General features: G+C 74.0%; 27 protein-coding genes and 1 pseudogene. 3 read left to right on the top strand and 25 right to left on the bottom strand.

Going from position 1 to position 26,766, the window contains the following annotated elements; genetic code table 11:
- The first annotated feature begins 33 nt into the window (after positions 1–33).
- Entirely contained in the window at positions 34–1,215 is a 1,182-nt protein-coding gene (locus tag ACSNOA_RS08615) for an aminotransferase class V-fold PLP-dependent enzyme (RefSeq protein ID WP_436657408.1), read from the top strand.
- Between the two features lie 163 nt (positions 1,216–1,378).
- On the opposite strand, the pseudogene ACSNOA_RS08610 reads toward ACSNOA_RS08615, so the two are convergent.
- A pseudogene (locus ACSNOA_RS08610) lies at positions 1,379–1,993 on the bottom strand (murein hydrolase activator EnvC family protein); the annotation flags it as partial.
- Positions 1,994–2,324: 331 nt separating this feature from the next.
- Here ACSNOA_RS08610 and ACSNOA_RS08605 point away from each other — a divergent pair.
- Both ACSNOA_RS08605 and ACSNOA_RS08600 read left to right on the top strand, forming a co-directional pair.
- Positions 2,325–2,960 carry a class I SAM-dependent methyltransferase family protein gene (locus tag ACSNOA_RS08605; protein WP_436657406.1) on the top strand — a complete coding sequence of 212 codons (636 nt, stop codon included), beginning with the start codon at positions 2,325–2,327 and terminating at the stop codon, positions 2,958–2,960.
- Between the two features lie 295 nt (positions 2,961–3,255).
- The gene (locus ACSNOA_RS08600) at positions 3,256–4,386 is read left to right on the top strand and encodes a sulfite oxidase (protein ID WP_436657404.1); all 1,131 of its coding nucleotides are present in this window, start codon (positions 3,256–3,258) and stop codon (positions 4,384–4,386) included.
- A 257-nt stretch (positions 4,387–4,643) separates the two neighbouring features.
- Here the strand turns inward: ACSNOA_RS08600 and ACSNOA_RS08595 are convergent, their stop codons facing one another.
- The 24 genes from ACSNOA_RS08595 to ftsY form a co-directional block, all read right to left on the bottom strand.
- A complete protein-coding gene (locus ACSNOA_RS08595; protein WP_007075222.1) occupies positions 4,644–4,967 on the bottom strand; it encodes a DUF2469 domain-containing protein in 324 nt (107 codons plus the stop codon).
- Positions 4,964–5,872, bottom strand: coding sequence for a ribonuclease HII (locus ACSNOA_RS08590; RefSeq protein ID WP_436657403.1), 909 nt, complete (start codon positions 5,870–5,872; stop codon positions 4,964–4,966). Before ACSNOA_RS08590 ends, ACSNOA_RS08595 begins: the two co-directional genes overlap by 4 nt.
- Complete coding sequence (locus ACSNOA_RS08585) at positions 5,866–6,360, bottom strand: NUDIX hydrolase (RefSeq protein WP_436657402.1); 495 nt, start codon at positions 6,358–6,360, stop codon at positions 5,866–5,868. Before ACSNOA_RS08585 ends, ACSNOA_RS08590 begins: the two co-directional genes overlap by 7 nt.
- Positions 6,361–6,410: 50 nt before the next feature.
- Complete coding sequence (gene lepB, locus ACSNOA_RS08580; protein WP_436657400.1) at positions 6,411–7,046, bottom strand: signal peptidase I; 636 nt, start codon at positions 7,044–7,046, stop codon at positions 6,411–6,413.
- Between the two features lie 10 nt (positions 7,047–7,056).
- On the bottom strand, positions 7,057–7,929 hold the full coding sequence (lepB, locus tag ACSNOA_RS08575; RefSeq protein ID WP_436657399.1) for a signal peptidase I: 873 nt from the start codon (positions 7,927–7,929) through the stop codon (positions 7,057–7,059).
- Positions 7,930–8,110: 181 nt separating this feature from the next.
- The gene (gene rplS, locus ACSNOA_RS08570; RefSeq protein ID WP_436657398.1) at positions 8,111–8,470 is read right to left on the bottom strand and encodes a 50S ribosomal protein L19; all 360 of its coding nucleotides are present in this window, start codon (positions 8,468–8,470) and stop codon (positions 8,111–8,113) included.
- 130 nt (positions 8,471–8,600) lie between these two features.
- Entirely contained in the window at positions 8,601–9,374 is a 774-nt protein-coding gene (gene trmD / locus ACSNOA_RS08565; RefSeq protein WP_436657397.1) for a tRNA (guanosine(37)-N1)-methyltransferase TrmD, read from the bottom strand.
- Between the two features lie 18 nt (positions 9,375–9,392).
- A complete protein-coding gene (gene rimM, locus ACSNOA_RS08560) occupies positions 9,393–9,944 on the bottom strand; it encodes a ribosome maturation factor RimM (RefSeq protein WP_436658349.1) in 552 nt (183 codons plus the stop codon).
- Between the two features lie 2 nt (positions 9,945–9,946).
- Entirely contained in the window at positions 9,947–10,207 is a 261-nt protein-coding gene (locus tag ACSNOA_RS08555) for an RNA-binding protein (protein ID WP_199853371.1), read from the bottom strand.
- Positions 10,182–10,628 carry a 30S ribosomal protein S16 gene (gene rpsP, locus ACSNOA_RS08550; RefSeq protein WP_436657396.1) on the bottom strand — a complete coding sequence of 149 codons (447 nt, stop codon included), beginning with the start codon at positions 10,626–10,628 and terminating at the stop codon, positions 10,182–10,184. The genes ACSNOA_RS08555 and rpsP overlap by 26 nt, the downstream gene beginning before the upstream one ends.
- A 244-nt stretch (positions 10,629–10,872) precedes the next feature.
- On the bottom strand, positions 10,873–11,541 hold the full coding sequence (locus ACSNOA_RS08545; protein ID WP_436657395.1) for a DUF402 domain-containing protein: 669 nt from the start codon (positions 11,539–11,541) through the stop codon (positions 10,873–10,875).
- A 1-nt stretch (position 11,542) separates the two neighbouring features.
- A complete protein-coding gene (proS, locus tag ACSNOA_RS08540) occupies positions 11,543–12,949 on the bottom strand; it encodes a proline--tRNA ligase (protein WP_436657394.1) in 1,407 nt (468 codons plus the stop codon).
- A gap of 191 nt (positions 12,950–13,140) precedes the next feature.
- Entirely contained in the window at positions 13,141–14,220 is a 1,080-nt protein-coding gene (locus ACSNOA_RS08535) for an amidohydrolase family protein (protein ID WP_436657393.1), read from the bottom strand.
- Positions 14,221–14,424: 204 nt separating this feature from the next.
- Positions 14,425–15,969, bottom strand: coding sequence for a signal recognition particle protein (ffh, locus tag ACSNOA_RS08530; protein WP_436657392.1), 1,545 nt, complete (start codon positions 15,967–15,969; stop codon positions 14,425–14,427).
- A gap of 209 nt (positions 15,970–16,178) precedes the next feature.
- Entirely contained in the window at positions 16,179–16,706 is a 528-nt protein-coding gene (locus tag ACSNOA_RS08525) for an AAA family ATPase (protein ID WP_436657391.1), read from the bottom strand.
- Positions 16,703–17,359 (bottom strand): response regulator transcription factor, encoded by a 657-nt coding sequence (locus tag ACSNOA_RS08520; RefSeq protein WP_436657390.1) that lies wholly within the window; start codon positions 17,357–17,359, stop codon positions 16,703–16,705. The genes ACSNOA_RS08525 and ACSNOA_RS08520 overlap by 4 nt, the downstream gene beginning before the upstream one ends.
- Positions 17,356–18,516: a sensor histidine kinase gene (locus ACSNOA_RS08515; protein WP_436657389.1), complete on the bottom strand. Its 1,161-nt coding sequence runs from the start codon at positions 18,514–18,516 to the stop codon at positions 17,356–17,358. The genes ACSNOA_RS08520 and ACSNOA_RS08515 overlap by 4 nt, the downstream gene beginning before the upstream one ends.
- A gap of 3 nt (positions 18,517–18,519) precedes the next feature.
- Complete coding sequence (locus ACSNOA_RS08510) at positions 18,520–19,341, bottom strand: ABC transporter permease (RefSeq protein ID WP_436657388.1); 822 nt, start codon at positions 19,339–19,341, stop codon at positions 18,520–18,522.
- Positions 19,331–20,233, bottom strand: a complete 903-nt coding sequence (locus tag ACSNOA_RS08505) for an ABC transporter ATP-binding protein (protein ID WP_436657387.1) — start codon at positions 20,231–20,233, stop codon at positions 19,331–19,333. The genes ACSNOA_RS08510 and ACSNOA_RS08505 overlap by 11 nt, the downstream gene beginning before the upstream one ends.
- A gap of 114 nt (positions 20,234–20,347) precedes the next feature.
- On the bottom strand, positions 20,348–22,663 hold the full coding sequence (locus tag ACSNOA_RS08500) for a [protein-PII] uridylyltransferase (protein WP_436657386.1): 2,316 nt from the start codon (positions 22,661–22,663) through the stop codon (positions 20,348–20,350).
- 9 nt (positions 22,664–22,672) lie between these two features.
- Complete coding sequence (locus ACSNOA_RS08495) at positions 22,673–23,011, bottom strand: P-II family nitrogen regulator (RefSeq protein WP_281599076.1); 339 nt, start codon at positions 23,009–23,011, stop codon at positions 22,673–22,675.
- A gap of 25 nt (positions 23,012–23,036) precedes the next feature.
- On the bottom strand, positions 23,037–24,455 hold the full coding sequence (locus tag ACSNOA_RS08490; RefSeq protein WP_436657385.1) for an ammonium transporter: 1,419 nt from the start codon (positions 24,453–24,455) through the stop codon (positions 23,037–23,039).
- 205 nt (positions 24,456–24,660) lie between these two features.
- Entirely contained in the window at positions 24,661–25,524 is an 864-nt protein-coding gene (locus ACSNOA_RS08485) for a phosphotransferase (RefSeq protein WP_436657384.1), read from the bottom strand.
- A 6-nt stretch (positions 25,525–25,530) separates the two neighbouring features.
- A complete protein-coding gene (gene ftsY / locus ACSNOA_RS08480; RefSeq protein ID WP_436657383.1) occupies positions 25,531–26,721 on the bottom strand; it encodes a signal recognition particle-docking protein FtsY in 1,191 nt (396 codons plus the stop codon).
- Positions 26,722–26,766 lie beyond the last annotated feature (45 nt).

Below are 26,766 nucleotides of genomic sequence, written 5' to 3'. Positions count from 1 at the left end.
CGGGGGTGATCGACGGACGGTTACGATCACCGGGTGAGCGTCCCGCAGCCTCCCGAGCCGATTCCGGGCGCCCGCCTGCTCTTCTCGCTGGACCCGGCGGTCAGCCATCTCAACCACGGCTCGTTCGGGGCGGTGCCGATCGGGGTGCAGCGCGCCCAGCAGCGGCTGCGCGACGAGATGGAGGCCAACCCGCTGCGCTTCTTCACGCAGGGGCTGGTCGACCGGGTCGCGCACACCCGCCGGCACCTCGCGACCTTCCTCGGCGCCGACCCCGACGGCACGGCGCTCGTCGGCAACGCCACCACCGGTGTGGCCGTGGTGCTCCAGTCGCTGGGCCTGCGCGCCGGCGACGAGATCCTGAGCACCGATCACGGGTACGGCGCCGTCAGCTTCTCCATCCAGCGGGAGTGCCGGCGCACCGGGGCGGAGAGCCGCGTGCTCCCCATCCCGCTGGCGGCCACCGACGAGGAAATCGTCCAGGCGGTCCGGGCCGCCCTGCGCCCCGGCCGTACCCGGCTGCTCGTCGTCGACCAGCTCACCTCGGCGACCGCCCGGCTCTTCCCGGTCGCCGCCATCGTCGGGCTGGCGCGCGAACACGGGGTGCCCGTCCTCGTCGACGCCGCGCACGTGCCCGGCATGCTGTCGGCCACCGTGGCGAGCGTCGGCGCCGACTTCTGGGTGGGCAACCTGCACAAGTGGGGGTACGCGCCACGCGGCACCGCCGTGCTGGTGGTGGCGCCGCCGTGGAGGGACCGGATCGAGCCGTTGGTGGTCTCCTGGGAACAGGAGACGGGCTTCCCGGCCCGCCTCGAATGGCAGGCCACTCTCGACTACACCTCCTGGCTGGCCGCACCGGCCGGGCTGTTCACCCTGCGCAGCCTCGGCGTCGACCGGGTACGCGCCCACAACGCGGCGCTGGCCGCGTACGCCCAGCGGGTCGTGGGCGACGCCCTCGGCGTGGCACCCACCCACCTGCCGGACCCCGGCGGACCGGAGGTCGCCATGCGGATCATCCCGCTGCCACCGGGCATCGCCACCACCATCGACGGCGCGCGGGCGTTGCAGCAACGGATCGCCGAACGGCTCGCCACCGAGGTCGCCGTGATGGCCTGGAACGACCAGGGCTGGCTGCGGCTCTGCGGGCAGGTCTACAACTCGCCGGACGAGTACGAGCGCCTCGCCGTCCGGCTGCCCCCGCTGCTCGCCCAGCGCTGACCGGCGACGCAGCACCGTCGTCCACCCACGTTGGCGGCGAACGACCGGCGACCGCCGGGATCCTCGACGAAGCCGCGGGCGAACGAGCCCGTGTGGAGGCGTGACGGGAGGCAGCCGGCGCACCCGGACCGGACGTCCGGCCGGCGGGCCGCCACGCGGGCAGGCCGTCGATCGGCAGCAGCCGGAGCGGCCCGAGGCCGAGCAGTGCCAGCGGGTCGAGGTACTCCTCGCCGCGCCGCAGCCCCCAGTGCAGGCACGCCTCGGCGGGGCAACCGGGGTGGCCGGGCAGCAGCACGCCCAGCGACGCTCCGGCGGTGACCTGCTCGCCGGCGGTGACGGCGGGCCGCACCGGCTCGTACGTGGTCCGCAGCCCGCCGGCGTGTCCCACGCTGACCACGGGCCGTCCCGCCACCATGCCGGCGAAGAGCACGGTTCCGACGCCCGCGGCCCGCACCGGCGCGTCCGGCGCGGCAGCCAGGTCCACCCCGCGGTGTCCCGGCAGCCACGGTCGCGGTGGCGGGTCGAAGCGGCGTACCGGCCGTGGCGTGCCGTCCAGCGGCCACCGGAACGAGCCCGCGAGCGCCGGATCGGCTACGTGGAAACGCGCGCGGACCGGAGTCAGCGCCGGATCGGCAGCCCCGGGAGGTGTGGGGACCGGCGTGAGCGCGACGGCCCGGACCGCCCGGGGTCCGTGGCGTTCGCCGACCGGCGCCGCGCCGACCGGTGCCGCAGCGGTCCACGCCGAGGCCAGGAGCAGCGCGAGGCACAGCGGCCCGATGGCGCGACGCGGCACAACGGCGCGACGCGGCACAACGGCGCGACGCGGCACAACGGCGCGACGCGGCACAACGGCGCGACGCGGCCCGACGGCGCGACGCGGCCCGACGGCGCCACGCGGCCCGACGGCGCCACGCGGCGCGACGGCGCCACGCGACCGGACGGGAGGACGGGCGGTGGTGCGGGCGGACGGTGGTCGCATGAACGCAGCGTGCCCCGCCTCGACGCCCACCCGCCCTGCTCCACACCTCCCCTGTGGACAAGCGGGTGCCCTGTGGACACTCCCCGCGGGCGTTGTCGATCTGCTATGCGGTGTCGCCTAGGCTGCACGGATGACGCGGGACTGGTACGCCTGGCACGACGACTACGACCGGGCCGGGTCGTCACTGGCCCGCCGGCTGACCGAGGTGCGGCGGCACGTCCGCGACGCGCTCGACCGCGCGCCCGCGGGCCCGTTGCGCGTCATCAGCCTCTGCGCCGGTCAGGGGCGGGACCTCATCCCGGTGCTCGCCACCCATCCGCGCCGCGAGGACGTGACCGCCCGGCTCGTCGAGCGGGATCCCCGTAACGCCGAGATCGCCACCGCGGCCGCCCGCGACGCCGGGCTGGGCGGAGTGCAGGTCCTCGTGGGCGACGCGGCCCGCACCGACGCGTACGCCGACCTCGCTCCGGCCGATCTCGTGCTCGTGTGCGGTGTGTTCGGCAACGTGTCGGACGGCGACATCCACGCCACCGTGCGGCACTGCGCGGCGCTCTGCGCGACCGGTGGCACAGTCCTCTGGACGCGGCACCGGCGCGCTCCCGACCTGGTGCCCGCCATCTGCCGCTGGTTCGAGGAGGAGGGGTTCGTCCCGGTGGCGGTGACCACTCCGGCCGACGGGGTCGGCGTGGGTGTGCACCGCTTCCTCGGCCGGCCCCGGCCACTCCCGGCCGGTGTGCGCATGTTCGAGTTCGTCGAGCGCACCTGAGAAGCGACGCGGACACACCGCCGGCCGGACTCCTGGAGATCACGCTCGATCCTGGATGTAGTGGCATCCGGCGCTCGAAAAGGCCACCACATCCCGGAACCAGCACGATCGTGCTGGGGCGCGGACAGCGAGCACGGCAGGGCGCCGACGCCGGGCATGGACGGGGCGCCGACGCCGGGCACGGCGAGGGCGGGCGAGCTGGCCACGGCGAACCGGGTCCGGGGCGAGCGGATCGGCCGCCCTAAGCTGGGTTCGGGCACGGTGGAGCCGCCGCCGTGGGGACGGGGAGACCAGCATGACGACCGTCGACGACCTGAACGTGCCGGCCGTGAGCGAGGTCAGCGGGCCCGCCCGGCTCGCCGAGCCGGGAGAGGGCATCACCACCGAGGAGTTGCAGCTCGCCGCGCGCAACCACGGCATCCCGCTGGAGGCGCTGCGCTACGACGTGACCCCGGCCGGGCTGCACTACCTGCTGATCCACTACGACATCCCGGAGTTGGACGCGGAGACGCACACGCTGACCGTCGACGGTGCGGTGGACCGGCCGCTGACCGTGAGCCTCGCGGAGCTCCGCGAGCGGCCCCGGGTCACCCGGCGGGTCACGCTCGAATGCGCCGGCAACGGCCGCACCCTGCTGGAGCCGCGTGCCGTGAGCCAGCCCTGGCTGGTGGAAGCGGTCGGGAACGCGGAGTGGACGGGCACGCCACTGGCGCCGCTGCTGCGCGAGGCGGGGATCGACCCGCAGGCCGTCGACGTCGTCTTCACGGGCGCCGACCACGGTGTCGAACGCGGCGTCGAGCAGGACTTCCAACGCGCGCTGCCGGTGACGGACGCGCTGCGCGAGGAGGTGCTGCTGGCGTACGAGATGAACGGCGCTCCCCTGCTGCCGCAGCACGGCGCCCCGCTGCGGCTGATCGTGCCCGGCTGGTACGGCATGGCGCACGTGAAGTGGCTCCGCTCGATCAGCGTGCTGACCGAGCAGTTCCAGGGCTACCAGAACGCGTCGGCGTACCGGCTGCGGCAGGACGCCGGCGACCCGGGCGTGCCGGTGACCCGGATCGAGCCACGCGCCCTGGTCCGGCCGCCCGGCTTTCCCGACTTCATGTCCCGCACCCGCGTGGTCCGCCCGGGGCCGTGCACCCTGGACGGTCGCGCCTGGTCCGGTCACGCCCCGATCGTCGGCGTCGAGGTGACCACCGACGGCGGCGCGACCTGGGCGCCGGCCACACTGGACGAGCCGACCGGCGGAGACTTCGCCTGGCGGCGCTGGCGGTACGAGTGGACGGCGGAGCCGGGCCGCCACGTCCTCGGCGCCCGGGCCACCGACGCGTCGGGGCGGACCCAGCCGGTGGAGCAGCCGTGGAACCGGGGCGGCTTCGCCAACAACCTGGTCCAGCGAGTCGAGGTAGCCGTCATCCCCGAGTAACCACCGGGAACGGCCACCCACCCCGTACGGCCAGCCCCTCCGCCGGGTGATCATGAAGTTATTGCCGCGACACGCCGTCCCGGCCGGCAATAACTTCATGATCACCGGCGAGAGGCGAGCGCAGCCAGGCAGGGCACCGCCGCGAGGCCGGGCACCCGCGACAGGGCGGCGGCGAGGAGGGCGGAACCGGCGGTGGGGACGCCGGTTCGCGCGCGCGGGGTTCACCGGCGGCGGGGCGCCGGCAGGTCGCGGTGCGGTCAGCCGCCGAAGCCGGAGTCGGCGGGCAGGGAGATGTCCGGCTTCTCCAGCTCTTCGACGTTGACGTCCTTGAAGGTCATCACCCGGACGTTCTTGACGAAACGGGCAGGACGATACATGTCCCACACCCAGGCGTCGTGCATCTCGACCTCGAAGTAGACCTCGCCGTCGGAGTTGCGCACGTGCAGGTCGACCTGGTTCGCCAGGTAGAACCGGCGCTCGGTCTCCACCACGTAGGAGAACTGGCGGACAATGTCGCGGTACTCCCGGTAGAGCTGCAGCTCCATCTCGGTCTCGTACTTCTCGAGATCTTCCGCGCTCATCGCTCTCCGCCTTCCATGACCACATCTTCCCCCACCGGCGCCGGCGGCCGAGGCCGCTCGCTCAACGCCACGCCGACGGTACTCCCTGGGGCGCAAGAGCGCTCCATCGGCTCGTCCGCGCCCTCGGGCGGCCCCGCCGGGTCAGGCTCGGACAAACCCTCCGCAGCCAACTCGAAGAGCCCTTCCGGGCCGTCGTCCGCGGCCGCCACGTGCCGGCCGGCGAGGAGGGGCCGGCGGGCGCGGGGCGGCTGGCCGTCGCGGCCCGACACGCTCGCCACGTTCACGTACGAGAAGCGGTGCTCCCGGCACGGTCCGTGCTCCCGCAGGGCGGCGCTGTGCTCGGGCGTGATGTAACCCTTGTGCTCCGCGAAGCCGTACGCGGGGAACGTGGCGTCCAGCTCCACCATCATCCGGTCCCGGGTGACCTTCGCGAGCACGCTCGCCGCCGCCACGCAGGCGGCCACCCGGTCGCCCTTCCAGACGGCGAGACCCGGCACGTCGAGCCCGTCGACGCCGAAGCCGTCGGTCAACACGTACTCCGGCCGCGTGCTCAGCGAGGCGAGCGCGCGGCGCATCGCGGCGAGGTTGCACACGTGCAGCCCGCGGGCGTCGACCTCCTCGGCCGGGATGACCACCACGGCGTACGCGAGCGCCCGGGCGACGACCTCCTCGTAGATCCGCTCCCGGCTGGCCGGGGTCAGCAGCTTGGAGTCCGCGAGGCCCTCGATCTCACCGCGGCGCCCCTCGGGCAGGATGGCGGCGGCCGCCACCAGCGGACCCGCGCAGGCGCCCCGGCCCGCCTCGTCGGCGCCCGCCACGTGCCGGAAACCGCGCCGCTGCAGCGCGCGTTCCAGCGCATACAGCCCGGCCTCCCGGCGCACGACGGTGCGCGGCGGGGTCAGCACGACGCACCACCCCCGGCGAGCCCGCCCCCGGACTCGCCGCCCAAGACGCGGGCCAGCAGGCCGGGGAGGTCGGACGGGTAGTAGCGCTCGTCGGTCTCCGTGAGCTCGGCGGCCGACCACCAGCGGTGGCCGGTCGTGGTGGCCTGCTCGATGGCGTTGAAGCCCGCGGTGTCCACCTCCCAGGACGGCACCCGGACCAGGAAGAACTCCTGCTCCTGGCGGTACCACACGCCGTCGAACGGAAACTCGATCGTGTCCTGCCAGACCGGCTCGCCCAGCTCGGCGGTCGTGAGCCGCAGCCCGGTCTCCTCGGCCAGCTCGCGGGCCGCGCCCGCGGCCGGGGACTCGCCCGGGTCGAGGCCACCGCCCGGTGTGAACCAGTACCGGTGCTCGGGGCGGGCCGGGTCGAAGCCGGCGAAGAGCAGCACCCGGCCGGTCGCGTCGACCAGCAGCACACGCGCCGCGCGCCGAGGGGTGTAGACGGTCACCGCACCAGACTGCCAGACGGGCCGCCGATCGCCCACGCCCGCCCGGGTCGCTACGAGTTCGGGATGCCGTCGTACTGCTTCGGCACGGTCAGCCAGGTGGCCCGACTGACCGGCCAGAAGACGGTGAACGCGCGCCCCACGACCTCGTCCTCGTCGATGGTGGCGGCCGTGATGTCCTGCCCGGACTGCTGCCAGTGCTCCAGCGAGTCACCCGACGCCGAGCGGTGGTCGCCCATCACCCACAGCCGTCCCTTCGGCACGGTGATGTCGAACTCCTGGTCGGCCGGCCGGTCGCGCTCACCGTCGGCGGAGAAGATGTACGGCTCGTCCAGCGCCTGACCGTTGATCGTGATGCGGTCCTGCGGGTCGCAGCAGATCACGTGGTCGCCGCCCACGCCGATCACCCGCTTGATGAAGTCCTCCCCCTCGGGGTTCCCGCTCCACTCGGTCGGCGCCTTGAAGACGACGATCTCGCCACGGTGTGGTGAGCGGAAGTCGTAGACCAACTTGTTGACCAGCACCCGATCGTCGATCTTGAGGGTGTTTTCCATGGACGGGGAGGGGATGAAGAACGTCTGCAGGACGAAGGCGCGCACCAGCACCGCGACCAGGATCGCCACACCCAGCAGGATCGGCAGCTCCTTCCAGAAGGAGCTGCGCGGCTTGTCGGTCTGCTCGTCAATCACGCCAAGGAGCCTACGTTGCCCGGCTGGACGTCACCGTCCGGAACGCGCGAGAACGGCGCAGCGCGGCCGCGAGCGGGAGCATCAGCAGCACACCGCCCTCCAGGGACGGCCGGACCGGGGGCGGACCGCCCGGCGCCGCGGCGGCCGACCCGGCCACGCCGTCGAAGGTCTCCGGCACCGGGAGGGAGTTCCACCGCGAGGACGGCCACACCACGAGGAACGCGCGGCCCACCACGTTGTCGATGGGCACCGGCCCCTGGCAGCGGGCGTCCTGGGAGACCAGCCGGTGGTCGCCCATCACGAAGATCTGGCCCGGCGGCACCACCACCTCGTCGAAGCGCCGCGACCGGCACTCGGTGGGGCTCGGCGGGATGTCCAGCGGGGAGTTGCGGATGACGTACGGCTCGTCCAGCGGCGTGCCGTTGACGGTGACCCGGCCCTGCTCGTCGCAGCACCGCACCCGGTCACCGGGCACGCCGATCACCCGCTTGATGAAGTCCTTCTCACCGGGGCGGCTCACCCCCACCAGGTCACCGACGGTGCGGCCGAGCTTGCCGAGGAACCCCGGGGCCGGTTCGCCGGCCACCTGCGGCGCCCACCGGTCGGTGCCCCGGAACACCACCACCTCGCCGCGCTCGGGGTCGCGTACGTCGTAGACGACCTTGTTGACCAGCACGCGGTCGCCGACGAGGAGGGTGTCCTCCATCGAGCCGGACGGGATGAAGAACGCCTGGAGCAGGAACGTGCGGATCAGGACCGCGAGGCAGAACGCGACGACCAGAAGAAGCGGCAGCTCCTGCCAGAGCGGCATCTGACGGCGGGCGCGGCGGACCCGGCGACGCCACGGGTCGACGGTGCCGTCCTCGTCAACCGACTGCGCCACGCCACTCCCCGATCCCCAGAAACGACACCACCGCCCGGGGGCCTCGGTGAGGCCCCGCGGGCGGCGGTGGACAACTCCCCGCCGTGCGGCGGGGCCGACGCCGGGCTGCGCCCGCGCCGACCAGCGTAGTGGGGTGCGGTCGGCGCGGCACGGGTGCAGCTCGGGCGTGGCGGGCGGGACGTCAGCTCGCCGGCTGCTTCTCCCGCTTCTCCTTGATCTTGGCCTTCTTGCCGCGCAGCTCGCGCAGGTAGTAGAGCTTGGCCCGGCGGACGTCACCGCGGGTCACGACCTCGATCCGGTCGATGGCCGGGCTGTTGATCGGGTAGGTCCGCTCCACGCCGACGCCGAAGCTGATCTTGCGGACCGAGAAGGTCTCGCGCAGCCCGTCACCCTGGCGGCGGATGACCACGCCCTGGAAGATCTGGACACGGGACCGGTTGCCCTCGACGACCCGCGCGTGCACCTTCACGGTGTCACCGGCGCGGAAGTCGGGGAGGTCGACCCGCTTCGACTGGGCGTCAAGGGCGTCCAGGATGTTCATCGCTGCGTCCTCGTGAGGCTCACGGCGCACCGTCAGTCGGTGCGCGGATGGGTGATTCTGATCCCCGGGTGGCGACGCCGGTCGAGGATCCTCGCAGCCGCCCGCGGCGCGGCCGACTGCGGCAACCCCTCTACTTTGCCACATCTCCCGGCGGCACCTGAAATCCGGCCCGGTCGAGCGCGGCGATGTCCCGTTTGTCCAGGCGCTCGGCATCGAGCGCGGCCAGCAGGTCGGGGCGGCGTGCGGCGGTGCGCAGCAGCCCCTCCTCCCGCCGCCAGCGGGCGATCCGCCCGTGGTCGCCGGAGCGCAGCACCTCGGGCACCTCGTGGCCCCGCCAGCTCGGCGGCTTGGTGTAGACCGGCGCCTCCAGCAGCCCGTGGGCGTGCGACTCCTCGTCCAGCGAGCCCGCGTTGCCCAGCACGCCGGGCAGGAGCCGGGTGACCGCCTCCAGGATGACCAGCACCGCGACCTCGCCGCCGAAGAGCACGTAGTCGCCGAGGGAGACCTCGGTGACCGGCATCCGTGTGGCGGCGTGGTCGAGCACCCGCTGGTCGATGCCCTCGTACCGGCCGCAGGCGAACAGCAGGTGCTGCTCGGCGGCCAGCTCGTGGGCCATCGCCTGGGTGAACGGCGCGCCCGCCGGGGAGGGCACGAGCAGGCGGGGCGGCGTCACCTCCGGCGGCGCGAGGGCGTCCAACGCCTCACCCCACGGCTCGGGACGCATCACCATGCCGGGGCCGCCGCCGTACGGGGTGTCGTCGACCGTGCGGTGCACGTCGTGGGTCCAGGTCCGCAGATCGTGTACGGCCAGCCGCAGCGTGCCGTTGGCCCGGGCCTTGCCGATGAGCGACAGGTCCAGCGGGGCGAGGTACTCCGGAAAGATCGACACGATGTCGACGCGCATGCGGGGGTGCTCCACTGGCTAGAGGTCGAGCAGGCCACCGGGCGGGTCGACGACGACGCGACCGCCGGCGAGGTCGACCTCGGGGACGATCGCCTTCACGAACGGGATCAGCGCCGTGCCGCCCTCGGGACGGCGCAGCACCAGCAGGTCGGAGGCGGGAGCGTGGTCGATACGGGCCACCTCGCCCAGCCGCTCACCGGCCGGCGTCACGACGCTCAGCCCCACGAGCTGGTGGTCGTGGAACTCCTCCGGATCCTCCGGAGGCGCGACGTCGGCGCTGTCCACGCCGACCAGCGTGCCGCGCAACGCCTCGGCGACGTCGCGGTCGAGCACGCCCTCGAACGCCACGAGCAGCCGCCCCTGGTGCCAGCGGGCCGACTCGACGGTCAGCTCGGCGGGCACGCGATAGACGACGCCGGACGCGGCGGGTTCGGCCGGGGGCTTCGCCCCTGGTTCCGTACGCAGGACAGAACCAGGGGCGAACCGTGCTTCCGGTTCGTCGGTCCGCACCTCCACGGTGACCTCACCGCGGATGCCGTGCGGCTTACCGATCCGACCGACGATGAGCAGCATCAGTACGAGTCGACGATGTCGACGCGCACGCCGCGCCCGCCGATGGAGCCGATCACCTGGCGCAGCGCCTTGGCCGTGCGGCCGGACCGGCCGATCACGGTGCCGAGGTCCTCGGGGTGCACGCGCACCTCGAGCCGCTTGCCACGGCGGGAGTCGACCATGCGGACCCGGACGTCGTCCGGGTGGTCGACGATGCCCTTGACCAGGTGCTCCAGGGCGGGACGCAGTGCCACGTCAGGCCTGCTCGCCGGAGTCCGCACCGGCCTGCTCCTCGGTCTGGGCCGGCGCCTCGGCGGCCTTGGCCGCCTTCTTCGCCGGCTTCGCCTCGGCCTCGCCCAGCCCGGCTGCGGCCTTCGCCTCGGCCTCGTAGGCCGCCGTGCGGTCGGCCCGCTCCGGGGCGACCTTCAGCGGCGGCGGGGCCGGCAGGCCCTTGAACTTCTGCCAGTCACCGGTCAGCTCCAGCAGCCGCTGCACCGCCTCGCTCGGCTGAGCGCCGACGGACAGCCAGTACTGGACCCGGTCCGACTTGACCTCGATCACCGAAGGCTCTTCCTTCGGCTGGTAGATCCCGACGAACTCGATCGCCCGGCCGTCGCGCTTGGTGCGCGAGTCGGCGACGACGATGCGGTACTGCGGGTTGCGGATCTTGCCCATCCGCAGAAGCCGGATCTTTACGGCCACAGTTGTTTCGCTCCTGTTGCGATCTCACCGGCCCGTACGGGCGGTGTGCACGGGTGAGCGCCGACCGGCACAGTGGGGTTGGGCCGGAGACTGCTCGGTGGACTGGCGACGCGCCCGGGTTAGAGGGCGCCGGACGCGCGCCGGATACCAGCGACCCATTCTGCCAGATCCGGCGCCGATGTCTCACACCGGACGGCCCAGCTCACGGGTCGACCCGAAAAGTGATCCGGGCCACAGCGTCGACTCAGCGCACCGGAGGGCGGTCCCAGCCCGCCGGCAGCTCGGGCGGAACGTCCCACTCGGCCGGCGGCACGAAGTCGCACCAGGTCCCGTCGAACGGGAACTCCCCCGCCTCGGCCTGCGCGATCACCCGCTTGCCCTCGGCGCGGACGGCCGCCTCGTCGGTCACCCAGTAGTGGTCGGGGTACGCCAACCGCTCGACGAACTCCCCCTCGTCCTTCCAGTCCCAGCTCAGGTCCGGGCGGACGACCACGTCGAGGTCCTGGTCGACCACGTCGACTCCGGCGAGGTGGCCGTCGTCCCAGCGCACCCCCGGTTCCTCGAGGTTGACGTACCAGTTCGCGAAGCGCCCCGCCGCGTCCCGGAACCACCAGACCGAGTGCGCGGCCCCGGTGGGTAGGAACTTCAGCACGGGCGGCCCGTTCCACCGCCCGACCCGCAGCCGGTACGACGAGGCGATCCACTCGGCGAAGGGCACGGCCCGCATGCCGAGGCCGGCCTCGGTCACCTCGTTGGCCACCGGCGCGTCGCGGGCGACCCACAGCAGCAGGCCCCGGTCGTCGTCGGCGACCACCCGGGCGGTACGGACCCAGCCGATCCGGCCGCGGTGGACGCTACGGTGCACGACCAGCCGCCCCGGCGCGAACCGCCGGGCGGAAGATTCGGGCCGCACGTCAGTAGGCGCGCGCGAGGACGGCCACCAGGTCCGGCTCGTCCTCCGAGTCCGGCACCGAGCCGTCGGCCCGCAGCAGGCAGCGCACCGTGACGCCCTGGCCGTTGGCCTCGGCCTCCCCCGCCGTGCCCACCGCCGACCACGGCACGCGGGCCCAGCCGGTCGCGGCCGCCTCGATCGCCTCGGCGAGGGTGGCCACCTCCACGGTCCGGCTCTGGCGGTTCGCGAGAGCCTCGTCGTACAGCGCCTTCTGGTCGGCGTCGAGCGCGGCCAGCACCGCGGCCACCACCTCGGCGACCGGGGTGGGGGACTTCGACCCGTCGGTACGCCGCACCACGACCGCGTTGCCGGCGGCCAGGTCACGCGGGCCGACCTCGACGCGTACCGGATAACCGCGCAGCTCGGCGTCGACGGCCCGGCGGCCGAACGGGGTGTCGGTGCGGTCGTCGAGCGCGACCCGGACACCGGCGTCGCGCAGGCCGTCACGCAGCTTGGCCGCCGCCTCGCCGACGCCCTCGCCGTCCTTGACGACCATGACGTACGCCTGCACCGGCGCCACCCGCGGCGGCACCCGCAGGCCGTTGTCGTCGCCGTGGCACATGATCAGGCCGCCGAGCATGCGGGTCGACGTGCCCCAGGACGTGGTCCAGGCGTGCTCCCGGCCGCCCTCGGCCGACGAGTAGGTGATGTCGAAAGCCTTCGCGAAGTTCTGCCCCAGCTCGTGGCTGGTGCCCATCTGCAGCGCCTTGCCGTCGCCCATCATGGCTTCGCAGGTGTAGGTGGCGGTCGCGCCGGCGAACCGCTCCCGGGCGGTCTTCAGGCCGACCACCACCGGGATGCCGAGCACGTTGACCATCAGGTCCTCGTACGCCTCGTGCAGGATCCGCCGGGCGTACGCGCGGGCGTCCTCCCGGGTGGCGTGCGCGGTGTGCCCCTCCTGCCAGAGGAATTCGCTGGTCCGCAGGAAGATGCGGGGGCGCAGCTCCCAGCGGACGACGTTGGCCCACTGGTTGAGCAGCAGCGGGAGGTCCCGGTACGAGTCGACCCACTTGGCCATGAACTCGCCGATCACCGTCTCGCTCGTGGGGCGCACCACGACCGGCTCGGCGAGCTGCTTGCCGCCGCCGTGGGTGACCACCGCCAGCTCCGGCGAGAAGCCCTCGACGTGCTCGGCTTCGCGCTTGAGGTAGTTCTCCGGGATGAACAGCGGGAAGTACGCGTTCTCCGCGCCGGCCGCCTTGATCCGGGCGTCCATCTCGGCCTGCATCCGCTCCCAGATGGCGTAGCCGGCCGGTCGGATCACCATGGTCCCCCGGACCGGGCCGTTGTCGGCCAGCTTCGCCTTGGCGATCAGGTCCTGGTACCAGCGGGGAAAGTCCTCCGCACGGGGAGTGAGCACGCGTGCCATGAGGGCACATCCTATGCGCCCACACCCGCCCCCGAACGACCGCCCACGCCCACCCACCCCCACCGCACCGCCCCCGCCCCCCGCCCCCGGCGCGGTGATCAAGAGGTTTGCGTCAGGATCGGGGCGGATTCCGACGCAAACCTCTTGATCACCGCGGTCCCGGGCGCGGAGGGGGCGGGTCAGCGGGCGGGTCAGCGGATCACGCGGCCTCGTAGGACGATGCGCGCCGGGGTGCGGACGACGCGCAGGTCGGCGCGCGGGTCCTCGGGGTAGACGACCAGGTCGGCGAGGCCGCCCTCCACCAGACCGGGGAAGCCGAGCCACTCCCGGGCGCGCCACGACGCGGCAGCCAGCACGTCGACCGGGGCCATGCCCGCCTGCTCGTGCAGCAGCAGCATCTCCTCGGCGGCCAGCCCGTGGTCGATGCCCCCGCCCGCGTCGGTGCCCACGAAGATCGGCACGCCCGCCTCGTACGCGGACCGGACCACGGTCGGGAAGCGGTCACGCAGGGCGAGCATGTGGTCGGCGTACCCGGGGAACTTGCCGCGCGCCTGGTCCGCGATCCCGCCGAAGGTCCGGATGTTGATCATCGTGGGCACCAGGGCCGTGCCCTGCCGGGCCATCAGGTCGATGAGGTCCACGCTCAGGCCGGTGCCGTGCTCGACCGAGTCCACCCCCGCCCGCACCATGATCTCCACGGCCGACTCGGAGAAGGTGTGCACGGCGGCGCGTACGCCCGCGGCGTGCGCGGCCTCGACGGCCGCCGTCATGGTGGCGGCGTCCCAGGCCGGGGCGAGGTCGCCCACCCCCCGGTCGATCCAGTCGCCGACCAGCTTGACCCAGCCGTTGCCGGCCCGCGCCTGGGCGGTCACCGTCTCGGCCACCTCGGCGGCGCCCACCTCCAACCCGATGTCGCGTAGGTAGCGCTTGGGCGGGGCCACGTGCCGGCCGGCGCGGGCCAGCCGGGGCAGGTCGTCGGCGTCGTCCAGTTCGGGGTACGGGTAGGGCGAGCCCGCGTCGCGGATGGCGAGCACACCGGCGTCGCGGTCGACGCGGGCCAGCTCGCGGGCCTGGTCGAGGGAGACGATGGGGGCTCCGCCGCGGGCGATGCCGATGTGGCAGTGCGCGTCGGTCAGCCCCGGCAGGATGAAGCCGCCGTCGACGACCGTCTCGGCGCCCGGCACCGGGTCGAAGGTGACCCGGTCGCCGACCAGCCACAGGTCGCGGACCTCGTCGTCGGGGAGCAGCACACCGCGCACATGCAGAGCCATGTGCACAGTCCTACCCGATCACTCCCCGGCCGTGGGGACCAGGCCGTCGCGTCGCGCGGTCAGCGCCGCGAGGTCGGCGCAGACCTTCCCCGGCCGCTCGGTGACGAACAGGTCCTCGGGTGTGGGGCACCTGCTCGCACTCCCCGGCCCGCGCCGAGGGCGTACTCGGTCAGCGCGATGACGTCGCCCGCCGTCACGACACGCTCAGCCGGGGTGCTTGTCCCCCTTGCCGAGCTTGTTGAAGTCCAGCTTCGGCAGCTTGAAGCCCGGCGGCAGCCCCTGGCCCGCGAGGTCGTTCGGGTCCATGCCGGCCGGCAGCTGCGGCATGCCACCCGGGAAACCGCCGGGCATCCCGGCCCCGGTGCGCGGCCGGCCGCCGCCCTTCGTGCCCTTGCGCTTGTTCTTCGGCGACTTGGTCGCCTTGCGCCGGCCGCCGGGCAGGCCCATCATGCCGCCCATCTGCTTCATCATCTTCTGCGCGTCGGCGAAGCGGTTGAGCAGCTGGTTCACGTCCATGACGGTGACACCGGAGCCGTTGGCGATGCGCGCCCGGCGCGACCCGTTGATGATCTTCGGGTTGGTGCGCTCGGCCGGGGTCATCGACCGGATGATCGCGGTGACCCGGTCGAAGTGCTTGTCGTCCAGCTCGGCGAGCTGGTCCTTCATCTGCCCCATGCCCGGCATCATGGACAGCACGTTGGCGATCGGGCCCATCCGCCGGACCGCGATGAGCTGGTCGAGGAAGTCCTCCAGGGTGAACTGCTCGCCGCCCATCAGCTTGGCGGTCATCTTCTCCTTCTGATCGGCGTCGAAGGCCGCCTCGGCCTGCTCGATCAGAGTGAGGACGTCGCCCATGCCGAGGATCCGGCTGGCCATCCGGTCGGGGTGGAAGACGTCGAAGTCCTCCAGCTTCTCGCCGGTGGAGGCGAACAGGATCGGCTGCCCGGTGACCTCCCGGACGGACAGCGCCGCGCCACCGCGGGCGTCGCCGTCGAGCTTCGAGAGCACCACGCCGGTGATGCCGACGCCGTCCCGGAACGCCTCCGCGGTGCGGACCGCGTCCTGACCGACCATCGCGTCGATGACGAAGATGACCTCGTCCGGGTTCACGGCGTCGCGGATGTCGGCGGCCTGCTGCATCATCTCGGCGTCGATGCCGAGCCGGCCCGCGGTGTCGACGATGACGATGTCCCGGGCGGCCCGGCGGGCGTGCTCGATCGAGTCCCGGGCCACCTGCACCGGGTCGCCGACGCCGTTGCCGGGCTCCGGGGCGTACACCTCGACGCCGGCCCGACCGCCGAGCACCTGGAGCTGCCCGACGGCGTTGGGGCGCTGGAGGTCGGCGGCGACGAGCATGGGCTGGTGCCCCTGGCCCTTGAGCCAGCGGGCGAGCTTGCCGGCGAGGGTCGTCTTACCGGAACCCTGGAGACCGGCCAGCATGATCACGGTCGGCGGCTGCTTGGCGAACTGGAGCCGCCGCCCCTCGCCGCCGAGGACGTTGATCAGCTCCTCGTTGACGATCTTGACGATCTGCTGGGCCGGGTTGAGCGCCTGGGAGACCTCCGCGCCACGCGCCCGCTCTTTGACGTTGGCGATGAAGCCCTTGACCACCGGCAGCGCGACGTCCGCCTCCAGCAGCGCGAGGCGGATCTCGCGCGCGGTGGCGTCGATGTCGGCGTCGGTGAGCCGGCCCTTGCCGCGGAGCTTGGTGAAGATCCCGGAGAGGCGGTCACTCAAGGTGTCAAACACGCGAACATCCCGTATGTCAGTGTTTCGGCGGGCACAAGCCGGCCGGCTCCCTCGAGTCCGGCCACCGCTAGGGTAGCCCGCCGCAGACACCCACGCTCCGCGCCGCATGATCGCGCTGTTTCCGGGATGTCGTGGCCTCCGGCACGCCCGGGACGCCACGACATCAGGGTTCGCGCCTGATCGTGCGCGCCGGGGCCCCGGACCCGGGTTCAGGTCCGCCCGCCGAGCAGCGCCGCGATCTCCGCGGCCACCTCCTCGGGCGTGCGGCCGTGGTTGTCGATCTCGATCGTGTCGACCTCCCGCTCGGCGAGGCCGGTCAGCTCGTGCAGCGCGCGCTCGACGTGCCGGTGCCGCCAGGCGCGGGCGGCGACCTCCACGCGGTCGGCGTCGATCCGGGCGCGGAGCACCGGGGCGGGCACCCGGAGCACGACCTGCCGCACGGGCGTCCCCCGTTCCCGCAGGCCGTCGAGGATCTCGGCCCGGTAGTCGGGGCGGAGCAGCGTCATGGGGACCACCAGCGGGCCGGGCCGCCGGGCCGCGAGCCCGACGATCCGTACCGTCCAGCGCCGCCAGGCGACCAGGTCCTGGAAGTCACCGGTGGGGACCGGACGGGTCCGGCGCAGGACGAAACCGACCCACTCGGGGTCGAACCGGCGGGCGCCGGGAAGCGCCCGGCACAGCCGCGCGGCCACCGTCGTCTTGCCGGCTCCGAAGGCGCCGTTCAGCCAGACGATCACGACTGGACCAGCCCCGACTGGTACGCGAAGACGACGAGCTGGGCGCGGTCCCGGGCGGCGAGCTTGACCATCGCCCGACTCACGTGGGTACGCGCCGTGGCCGGGCTCACCACGAGCCGCTCGGCGATCTCCTCGTTGCTCAGCCCCTCGCCGACCAGCCCGACGACCTCGCGCTCCCGGTCGGTGAGCGCGCCGAGCCGGGGGTGCGGGCGGGGCACCCGGGACGGCCGGGTGGCGAACTCGCGGACCACCCGGCGGGTCACCGACGGCGAGAGCAGCGCCTCCCCCTCGGCCACCAGCCGGATCGCCCGCAGCAGCTCGGCCGGCCGGGTGTCCTTCGTGAGGAAGCCGCTGGCGCCGTGGCGCAGCGCGTCGAAGACGTACTCGTCCAGCTCGAACGTCGTCAGCACGATCACCCGCGTGCCGGCCAGCTCGGGGTCGGCCACGATCCGCCGGGTCGCCTCGATGCCGTCCACGCCCGGCATCCGCACGTCCATGAGGATCACGTCGGGGCGCTCCCGGCGGGCCACGGCCACGGCGGCCAGCCCGTCGGCGGCCTCCCCGACGAGGCTCAGGTCCTCCTCGCTCTCCACGAGGGCCCGCAGGCCGATCCGGACCAGGTCCTGGTCGTCGGCGATCAACACCTTGATCATGTCCGCTCCTCCACGGGCAGCCTCGCGTACACCCGGAAACCGCCGCCGGCGACGGGCCCGGCGTCGAACGACCCGCCCAGCGCGGTGATCCGTTCCCGCATCCCGGCCAGCCCGGAGCCGCCGGCGCCACGACCGGTTCCGGCCGCGCCGCGACCGGTGTCGGTGACCTCCACGTCGACCTCCGCCGGGGCGTAGCGGATCCGTACGGTGGCGGTCGCCGGGCCGGCGTGCCGCAGCACGTTGGTCAACGACTCCTGGACCACCCGGTACGCGGCCAGGTCCACCGCCACCGGCAGCGCCGCCGGCTCGCCCTCGACCTCCACGGTGACCGGCAGCCCCGTGCCGGCCAGCCGGTCGCGCAGCACCGGCACCTGTGCCAGCCCCGGCGCGGGCGCCCGCTCGGCCGTGCCGTCGTCACCGCGGCGGACCACCGCCAGCGTGACGCGCAGCTCGTCGAGCGCCTCCTTGCTGGTCCGGCTGATGGCGGCCAGCGCCGTCTGCGCCTGCTCGGGCCGCTTCTCCATGAGGTGCAGGGCGATCTCGGCCTGCATGTGGATGGCGGCGAGACCGTGGCCCACGACGTCGTGGACCTCCTGGGCCACCCGCAGCCGTTCCCCGTCGGCGAGCCGGCGCGCCTCCTCGGCCCGGTTGCGGGCGGCCGCGTCCCGGGTGAGCCGCACGGTGGTCCCCAGCGCGAACGGCACGACCACCCAGGCCGCGGCGGGCATGAGCCCGAGCAGGCCGGTCGGCCGGGCGCCGGCGAAGACGTGCACCGTGAGCAGCACGAGCGCGAGGGCGCCGCCGGTGGCCGCCGGTCGCAGGGAGCGGTGCGCGGCGACCGTGTAGACCGCCACGAGGAACGACACGAGGATCGGCCCGTACGGGTAGAGCAGCAGGTACGCGGTGGTCGCCACGGTGACGACCGCCAGCGTCACGAACGGCCACCGCCGCCGGACCGCGAGCGCCAGCGCGGCCACCACCACGAGGACGTACGCCCGTGCGTCGGCCGTGACGCCCCGCTGGGCGGCGGACGGATCGGTGCCCGCGACCTCGAAGGCGAGCAGCGCGACGGCGAGGGCGGCGTCGCCGACGCCCTCCCGCCACCCGGGCCGTTGCCGGTCCACGCCGCCCCTCCCGTCGCTCTCCACCGTGCCCATCCGTCAGTCGATGTCCCGGCGACGCAGTAGGAACCCGCCCACCGCCGCGAACGCGACCAGGTAACCCGCCACGACCAGGGCCGCCTGCCCGCCACCGACCGTCGACAACACCCCGGGCGTGTCCGAGGAGGCGCCCAGCGCCGCCGCCAGCGAACCGGCGTTCGGGCCCGGCAGGCCCTTCTGCACCTGCGCCACCCAGTCGAGCAGGGGCGCGGCGATGGCCGTGAGCAGATTCTGCACCGCGAGCATCCACACCAGCCCCAACCCGACCGGCAGGGCCACGGCACGCAGCGCGACGGCCAGCACGACACCGAGCATCGCCCACATCGTCGCGATGAGCCACCCCGCCCCGATCCCGGTGAGCAGGTCGCCGAACCCGGGCCAACGCACGGGCTGCGCCTCGGCGGCCGCGATGAACACGCTGCTCAGCGCACCGACGCCGAACACGGCCAGCACCACGACCAGGGACGCGACGGCCAGCGTCAGCAGCTTGGCGGCGTAGACGGCGAGCCGGGACGGCCCCTGCGACAGCACCGTCTTCCAGGTGCCCCAGCCGTACTCGCCGCCCACCACCAGAACGCCGAGGATCAGCACGATCGCGCCGAGGAAGACCGGCAGCCCGCCCAGCGAGTTGCCCACCAACCGGTCGGGCAGCAACGCCGCCAGGCCGCGCCCGGTGTTGGGGCCGGCCGTGCCGGCGGCGTAGCCGGCGTACGGGAAGACGTACGTGAAGAGCACCGCGAGCGCCAGCGTGATGGCGAGCAGCAGCCAGGTCGCCGGCCGCCGTACCAGTTTGACGAGTTCCGCCTGGAAGCTACCGGACATCGGCCGTCTCCTTCTCGATCAGTTCGAAGAACACCTGCTCCAGGTCGCGTTCGCGGGGGCGCAGCTCCCGCACCGCCACGCCGGCCCGGACCAGTTCCGTGTTGAGCCAGGCCGCCCGGTCCGGTTCGACGGCGACCTCCAGCGCACCGTCGACCACCCGCACCCGCTCGGCGCCCACGAGGGCCCGGACGCGCTCGGCCGCGCCGTCCAGCGGCTCGGCGAGCAGCCGCAGGCCGGTGACGCCGCGCAGGTCCGCGACGCTGCCCTCGGCGATGAGCCGGCCCCGGGACACCACCCCGACGCGGTCGCAGATCTGCTCGACCTCGCCGAGCAGGTGGCTGGAGAGGAGCACGGTGCAGCCGGCCGCGCCCAGCCGGCGGATCAGCCGTCGCATGTCGGCCGTGCCGGCCGGGTCGAGACCGTTGGTGGGCTCGTCGAGGATGAGCAGGCGTGGGTCCTTGAGCAGGGCCGCGGCCACACCGAGCCGCTGCTTCATGCCGAGCGAGTAGCCGGCGTACCGGTCGCCGGCCCGGTCGGCGAGGTCGACGAGGTCGAGCACGAGCGGCACCCGCGCCTCGGGAGCGCCGGCGTGGCGCGCCAGCACCCGCAGGTTCTGCCGCCCGGACAGGTACGGGTAAAAGGCCGGCCCCTCGATCAGCGCCCCGACCTGGGCCAGCTGCCCGGCCCCGGGTGGCCGGCCGAGCAGCCGGACCGTGCCGGCGGTGGGACGGACCAGCCCGAGCAGCATGCGCAGGGTGGTGGTCTTGCCGGCGCCGTTGGGGCCGAGGAAGCCGTACACCTCGCCCGCCCGGACGGTCAGGTCGAGATCCTGCACGGCGGTCAGGCCGCCGTACCGTTTGGTGAGTCCTTCGGTCTGCACTGGCAGGTTCATGCGTCGAGGGTTCCGCGCGCCGGGCCCCGGCACGTCGGCCGGCGCGCGGCTTCCCGACTACGCGCCCCGACGTAGCGGACGGGCCACGAAGGCCGCCCGGCGGCGACCTCCGACTCACACCGCGTCGAGGACGGCGGCCTCCAGGCGGGCCCGGGTGGCGCCGTCGGGCCAGCTCCCGACCAGGTAGAAGGCGTCCACCACGTCCGCGCCGAGCGTGGCGATGCGGGCGGCGCGGACCTGCGCGCCCGCCTCGTCGAGCGCGTGGGTCACCCGGTAGAGCAGCCCGGCGGCGTCGGCGGCGCGCAGTTCCAGCAGCACCGCGTCGGTGGCCGCCTCCCGGTGCCACACGACGCGCGGGGCGGCCCCGGAACCGCGGCCTGCGAGGGCCCGCTTGCGCAGCCGCTGGGTGACCGAGACGTCGCCGCCGACCGCCCGGCGCAGGTCGGCGCCGAGCGCCACGGGGTCGGGCGCCAGGCCGTAGCGGGGCTGCACCCGGCACTCGACGAGAGCTCGCCCGTCGACCGTCGAGGCGTCCGCGGAGACCACCTCGAGCCGGTGCAGGGCCAGGCAGCCGGCCACCGTGGCGAGCAGGCCGCGCCGGTCGGCGGCCGCGACCGCCACCCGGTCCCCGGTGAACCGTACGACCGGCAGCGGCTCGGCGAGCAGCGCCGGGTCCGGTGCGGGCGGGGCGGGGAGGGCACCGGTGTCGAGCGCCGTACGGACGCGGGCGACCAGTTCCGCGACGAGCCGTCCCTTCCACGTCGACCAGGCGGCCGGCCCGGTGGCCGCCGCGTCGGCGCGGACCAGGGCGTGCAGCAGGTCGAGCGTGGCCGGGTCGCCGACCGCCTCGGCGACGCGGGAGATGGTGACCGGGTCGGCGAGATCCCGGCGGGTGGCCACGTCGGGCAGCAGCAGGTGCCGGCGGACGAGCGTGCCGACCAGGGCCACCTCCGGCGCCGGCAGGCCGATCCGGGCCGCCACGGCCTCGGCCACGCCGACGCCCACCGTGCTGTGGTCGCCGACGAGCCCCTTGCCGACGTCGTGCAGCAGGGCGCCGAGCAGCAGCAGGTCGGGGCGCTCCACCTCGCGGGCGTACCGGCCGGCCTCGCACGCCGTCTGCACGAGGTGCCGGTCGAGCGTGAAGCGGTGCACCGGGTTGTGCTGCGGGAGGCTGCGCAGCCGGGTCCACTCCGGCAGCCAGCCGTCGACCAGCCCGTACCGGTCGCACGTCTCCCAGGCAGTGACCAGCCGGGGCCCGGCGCCGAGCAGGGTGACGAACGCGGTCCGGGCCTCGGCGGGCCACGGCGCGGGCAGCGGCGGGCAGTACGCGGCCAGCCACTCGCAGGTGGCCCGGGCGATCGGAAGATTGGTGGTGGCCGCCGCGGCGGCGACTCGCAGGGACAGGCTCGGGTCGGGCCGGGCGCCGATCGCGGTCCGGGCCAGCACCAGCTCGCCGTCGTGTTCGACGACGTCCCGCGCCACGGGCCGGCGGACCGGGCGGGCGGCGCCGACGCGGGACCGGCCACCGCGCAGCCGCTCGGCGGCGCGGAACGCGTCGTCCAGCGCGTGGCTGACGGTACGGGCGTCGCCGGCGACCCGGCGCAGCAGGACGTCCCCGTCGCGGCCACCGGCGTCCGGCGCGACGTCCCCGAGCCGGGCTCGGCGCAGCCCCAGCCGCGCGGCCACGCCGTCGCGCTCCTGGGCGACGAGGCGGTCCACCCGCCGGCCGGCCTGCTCGTGGAGGGCGTCCCGGACGTCGAGCAGTCGCACGTGCGCGGCCCGTACGGCGGGGCGCAGCGCGTCGGTGACGCCGGCGGTCGCGACGGCCCGCAGGATACCGACGTCGCGCAGCCCGCCGGCCGCCTCCTTGACGTCCCCTTCGAGCAGGAAGGCCAGTTCCCCGTGGGCCTGCCAGCGGGCCGCGGTGATCTCGCGCAGGCCCGGGAGCCGGCGTACGGCGGTGCGCCGCCAGTGGTCGGCGGCGGCGCGGACCAGCGTGCCGGCGAGCGCCGGGTCGCCGGCGACCAGCCGGGCGTCGAGCAGTCCGAGGGCGACCTTGACGTCGTCCTGGGCCACCGAGAGCGCCTCGGGCACGGTTCGGACCGAGTGGTCCAGCCGCAGGCCGGCGTCCCAGAGGGGGTACCAGATCGAGGCGGCCACCTCGTCGACGCCGGGCACTCCGGCGTGCAGGAGCAGCAGGTCGAGGTCGCCGTGCGGGGCGCACTCCCGCCGGCCCAGCCCGCCGACGGCGACGAGCGCCAGCCCGGCCCGGGCCGGCAGCAGCGGGGCGAGGAACGCGTCGTACGCGGCGGCCCGCCGCTGCCGCGCCGCCGCACCGATGCCCCGCCGGGCCACGACCCCGTCGACCGGGCGGTCGGCGCGGGCGGGAGCGGGGGTTCCCGACGCGGCGTGCCCGGTCGACGAGGTCATGGCGGCGTCCTACAGGGCGTCCAGGCCGCGCTCGCCGGTGCGGACGCGGACGACCTCGTCGACCGCCGTCACCCACACCTTCCCGTCACCGATCTTGCCGGTGCGGGCGGCGCCCACGATGGCGTCGACGACCTTCTCGACGTCGATCTCGTCGGTGAGCACCTCCACCCGGATCTTGGGCAGGAACTCGACCGTGTACTCGGCACCCCGGTAGACCTCGGTGTGCCCCTTCTGCCGCCCGTACCCCTGGACCTCGCTGACCGTCAGGCCGGCCACGCCGAGGGCGTGCAGGGCCTCCTTCACGGCGTCCAGCTGGTAGGGCTTGATGACCGCGGTCACCAGCTTCATGTCCAACCCCTCCATCGGAGAAACGTTAACCGCCGACCTTCTCGCCGACCGGCTCGGCGGGTTCGCCCGCCGGGGTACCGCCGCCCGTCGCGGCTCCCGGGGACGCCGCGGCCGGTGCGATGCCGGCCATCGCGAAGGCGCCGCCGCTCCCGCCCGCCGGGGAGAGGTCGTACCCTCTCTCGGCGTGCTCGGCGATGTCGATGCCGCCGACCTCGGCCTCGGCGCGGACGCGGAAGCCGATGGTCTTCTCGATGGCAAAGGCGATAGCCCAGGCCACGCCGAAGGACCAGACGCTCACGATCAGGCCCGCGAGGGCCTGCCGGCCCAGTTGGGTCAGCCCGCCACCGTAGAACAGGCCGTCCGAGGCGCCGACCACGTCGGTGATCGCCCCGTTGACCGAGTTGGTGGCGAACAGGCCGAGCCAGAGCGAGCCGATCCAGCCGCCGACGAAGTGCACGCCGACCACGTCGAGGGAGTCGTCGAACCCGAGCCGGTACTTGAGGCCGACCGCGAACGCGCAGGCGGCGCCGGCGACGAGGCCGAGCAGCACGGACGCCCAGGGTGCCACGAACCCGCAGGCCGGGGTGACGGCGACCAGCCCGGCGACGGCGCCCGAGGAGGCGCCCACCATTGTCGGCCTGCGGTCCTTGACCCACTCGACCGCGATCCAGCCGAGCACGGCGGCGGCGGTGGCCAGCTGGGTGTTGAGGAACGCCAGCCCGGCGACCGAGTCGACGGTGAGTTCGGAGCCGGCGTTGAACCCGAACCAGCCGAACCACAGCAGGCCCGCGCCGAGCGCGACGAGGGGGATGTTGTGCGGCTTCATGCCCTCCCGGGGCCAGCCCAGCCGCTTGCCGAGCACCAGCGCGACGGCCAGCGCCGCGGCGCCCGCGTTGATGTGCACGGCGGTGCCGCCCGCGAAGTCGAGCGCGTGGAGATCGCCCCCGATGATGCCGCCGCCCCAGACCCAGTGCGCGACCGGGAAGTAGACGAGGGTCGCCCAGCCGAAGGCGAACAGCAGCCAGCCGGCGATCCGGGCACGGTCGGCCACGGCGCCGCTGATCAGCGCCACGGTGATCACCGCGAAGACCATCTGGAACGCCATGAAGACGTACAGCGGGACGCCGATCCCGCTCGGGTTGTCGGCGGTCGCGCCCCAGAGGTCGGTCTCGGCGAGGAAGGTCCGGGTGCCGAGGTACGCGGCCGGGTCGCCCCAGAACCCGTTCACATCGCTGCCGAAGGCGATGCTGAAGCCGTATAGCCACCACAGCACGGAGATGAGCCCGATGGCCGTGAAGCTCATCATCATCATGTTGAGCACGCCCTTGGCCCGGTTGAGCCCGCCGTAGAACAGCGCCAGCCCGGGCGTCATGAGCAGCACGAGCGCGGTCGACACCAGCAGCCACACGGTGTTGCCGGGGTCGATCGTCGGTGCGTCAGGCACGCTGGCCTCCTATGGGTGAGGTTCCCTCCTTCGCGGCTTCCGGGGCAGCGTCGCCCGTACGCCGGCTGCGGGAAGCCTCGTCGCCGGCTGTTTCACCCAGCGACCCCGGCCGGTTTCCGTTCCGTGACGGGCTGTTTCGTGCGTGTGACGGCACGAGACGTGGACGGCGGTGGATCGGCCGACCGGCGTGATCCACCGCCGGAGGTCAGCGCAGCGCGTTCTCCAGGGCGTGCCGCTCGTAGTCGAGCAGCCGCAGGTCGCGCATCGGCCGGCGCAGGTGGCCCTTGTGCACGATCCGGACGAACGCCGGGTCGCCGGCGGCCGCCATCCGGCGGATCCCCTCGACGTGGTCGACGATCCGCTTGCGGATGGTGCGGATCAGCCGGTGCCGGTCCCGCGGGATCAACCCGTACGCGTCGGCGAAGAGGCGCAGCCGGCGCGGCCGGTCGGGGTGCTTCCAGCCGAGCGTGATCGAGTCCCGGTCGGAGAAGATCGGCACCCAGGTCCACGCCGCGTACGCCACGTCGTAGATCCGCGCGCCGGGCGAGGCGAGGTCGAAGTCGATGAGCCCCAGGGTGCCGTCCGGCCGCCAGATGACGTTGTGCGGTGCCGCGTCGTGGTGGCAGATCACCTCGGTGTCCGGCGGCGGCGGCCCGAACGACCGCCAGACCGCGTTCGGCGGCGGGGCGAAGCCGTACTGGGCGTCGTGGAACATCCGCAGCATCGTGGCGACCGTCACGAGCGCCTCGTCCGTCACCCAGTGGGGGGCGAGCGGGTACTCCCCGCACTCCCCCTCCAGGTACGACAGGACCTCCCGGTTGCGCTCGTCCATGCCGAGCGCGCGGGGGGCGCCGGTGAACCCGACGTACTCCAGGTGGCGCAGGAGGGCGTGCACCGCGGGGGTCCACGGGCCGGCGTTGCGCCGGACCGTGTCGCCGACCCGGACGACGGTGCTCACGTTGCCGCCGTGCAGCGGGATCTCCTGCGAGGTCACGTACGGTCTCCCCAGGCGCTGCGAGGGGTGGCTGGGGTCGCGCCAACCCGCGTACGCGCGATCGTCGGTGCTCACCCGAGACTACGCGTCCCGCGCCGCGGTCTCGGTGCCCAGGAGCGCGTCGACGAACTGCGCCGGGTCGAACGGCGCCAGGTCGTCCGGCCCTTCGCCGAGGCCGACGAGCTTCACCGGGATGCCGAGCTTGCGCTGCACGGCGATCACGATGCCACCCTTGGCGGTGCCGTCGAGCTTGGTGAGCACCACGCCGGTGACGTTGACGACCTCGGTGAACACCCGCGCCTGCTCCAGGCCGTTCTGGCCGGTGGTGGCGTCCAGGATGAGGATGGTCTCGTCGATCGGCCCGTGCTTCTCGACGACCCGCTTGACCTTGCCGAGCTCGTCCATCAGGCCGACCTTGTTCTGCAGGCGGCCGGCCGTGTCGATGAGCACGGTGTCCACGCCGGTGTCGATGCCCCGCCGGACGGCGTCGAAGGCGACGCTCGCCGGGTCGGCGCCCTCCGGGCCGCGCACCGTCTCGGCGCCGACCCGCCCGCCCCAGGTTTCCAGCTGGTCGGCCGCCGCCGCGCGGAAGGTGTCGGCCGCGCCGAGGACCACGCTGCGGCCGTCGGCCACGAGCACCCGGGCGATCTTGCCGCAGGTGGTGGTCTTGCCGGCGCCGTTGACCCCGACCACCAGCAGCACGGCCGGGACCCCGTCGCGGCCCGTGGTCCGGAGCGCGCGGTCCAGCGTCGGGTCGAGCGCGTTGACCAGCTCGGCCGCGAGCAGCGCGCGCAGTTCACCGACGGTGCGGGTGCCCAGCACCCGGGTGCGCTCGCGCAGCCGATCGACGATCTCCCGGGTCGCGTCGACGCCCACGTCGGCGGTGATGAGGCTGTCCTCGATCTCCTCCCAGGTGTCCTCGTCGAGGTGCTCCCGGCTGAGCAGGCCGAGCAGGCCCTTGCCGAAGACGTTCTGCGAGCGGGACAGGCGGGTGCGCAGCCGCACGAGCCGGCCGGCGGTCGGCTCCGGCACCTCCAGCACGGGCGCGGGCGCCTCCACCACGGGCGGCGGCTCGACGAGCACGCCCGTCGACAGTTCGGCCTCGGGCGCCTCGACCGGCGGGCCGGCGAGGTCCTCCTCCGCCCGTGTCTCGACCTCCGTCGTCGGCAGCGGTGGCTCCGGGCGGCGGCGCAGGCGCGGCACGACCAGCCCGAGCGTGCCGAGGATCAGCACGCCGAGCAGGGCGAGTGCGATGAGGAGGTATTCCGTCATGCCGAAATCCTGTCAGATGCCGGCGAGGACGTCCCAGCCACCGCT

This window comes from Micromonospora sp. URMC 103, from assembly GCF_051386435.1.
Taxonomy (GTDB): domain Bacteria; phylum Actinomycetota; class Actinomycetes; order Mycobacteriales; family Micromonosporaceae; genus Micromonospora.
This window is presented reverse-complemented; position numbering and strand designations above follow the sequence as displayed.

Bases quoted from the DNA above. Each gene is read 5' to 3' on its own strand.
- ACSNOA_RS08605 (WP_436657406.1), top strand. From the start codon at position 2,325: ATGACGCGGGACTGGTACGCCTGGCACGACGACTACGACCGGGCCGGG.
- ACSNOA_RS08600 (WP_436657404.1), top strand. From the start codon at position 3,256: ATGACGACCGTCGACGACCTGAACGTGCCGGCCGTGAGCGAGGTCAGC.
- ACSNOA_RS08595 (WP_007075222.1), bottom strand. From the start codon at position 4,967: ATGAGCGCGGAAGATCTCGAGAAGTACGAGACCGAGATGGAGCTGCAG.
- rplS (WP_436657398.1), bottom strand. From the start codon at position 8,470: ATGAACATCCTGGACGCCCTTGACGCCCAGTCGAAGCGGGTCGACCTC.
- trmD (WP_436657397.1), bottom strand. From the start codon at position 9,374: ATGCGCGTCGACATCGTGTCGATCTTTCCGGAGTACCTCGCCCCGCTG.
- proS (WP_436657394.1), bottom strand. From the start codon at position 12,949: ATGGCACGCGTGCTCACTCCCCGTGCGGAGGACTTTCCCCGCTGGTAC.
- ACSNOA_RS08535 (WP_436657393.1), bottom strand. From the start codon at position 14,220: ATGGCTCTGCATGTGCGCGGTGTGCTGCTCCCCGACGACGAGGTCCGC.
- ACSNOA_RS08520 (WP_436657390.1), bottom strand. From the start codon at position 17,359: ATGATCAAGGTGTTGATCGCCGACGACCAGGACCTGGTCCGGATCGGC.
- ACSNOA_RS08515 (WP_436657389.1), bottom strand. From the start codon at position 18,516: ATGGGCACGGTGGAGAGCGACGGGAGGGGCGGCGTGGACCGGCAACGG.
- ACSNOA_RS08510 (WP_436657388.1), bottom strand. From the start codon at position 19,341: ATGTCCGGTAGCTTCCAGGCGGAACTCGTCAAACTGGTACGGCGGCCG.
- ACSNOA_RS08505 (WP_436657387.1), bottom strand. From the start codon at position 20,233: ATGAACCTGCCAGTGCAGACCGAAGGACTCACCAAACGGTACGGCGGC.
- ACSNOA_RS08500 (WP_436657386.1), bottom strand. From the start codon at position 22,663: ATGACCTCGTCGACCGGGCACGCCGCGTCGGGAACCCCCGCTCCCGCC.
- ACSNOA_RS08495 (WP_281599076.1), bottom strand. From the start codon at position 23,011: ATGAAGCTGGTGACCGCGGTCATCAAGCCCTACCAGCTGGACGCCGTG.
- ftsY (WP_436657383.1), bottom strand. From the start codon at position 26,721: ATGACGGAATACCTCCTCATCGCACTCGCCCTGCTCGGCGTGCTGATC.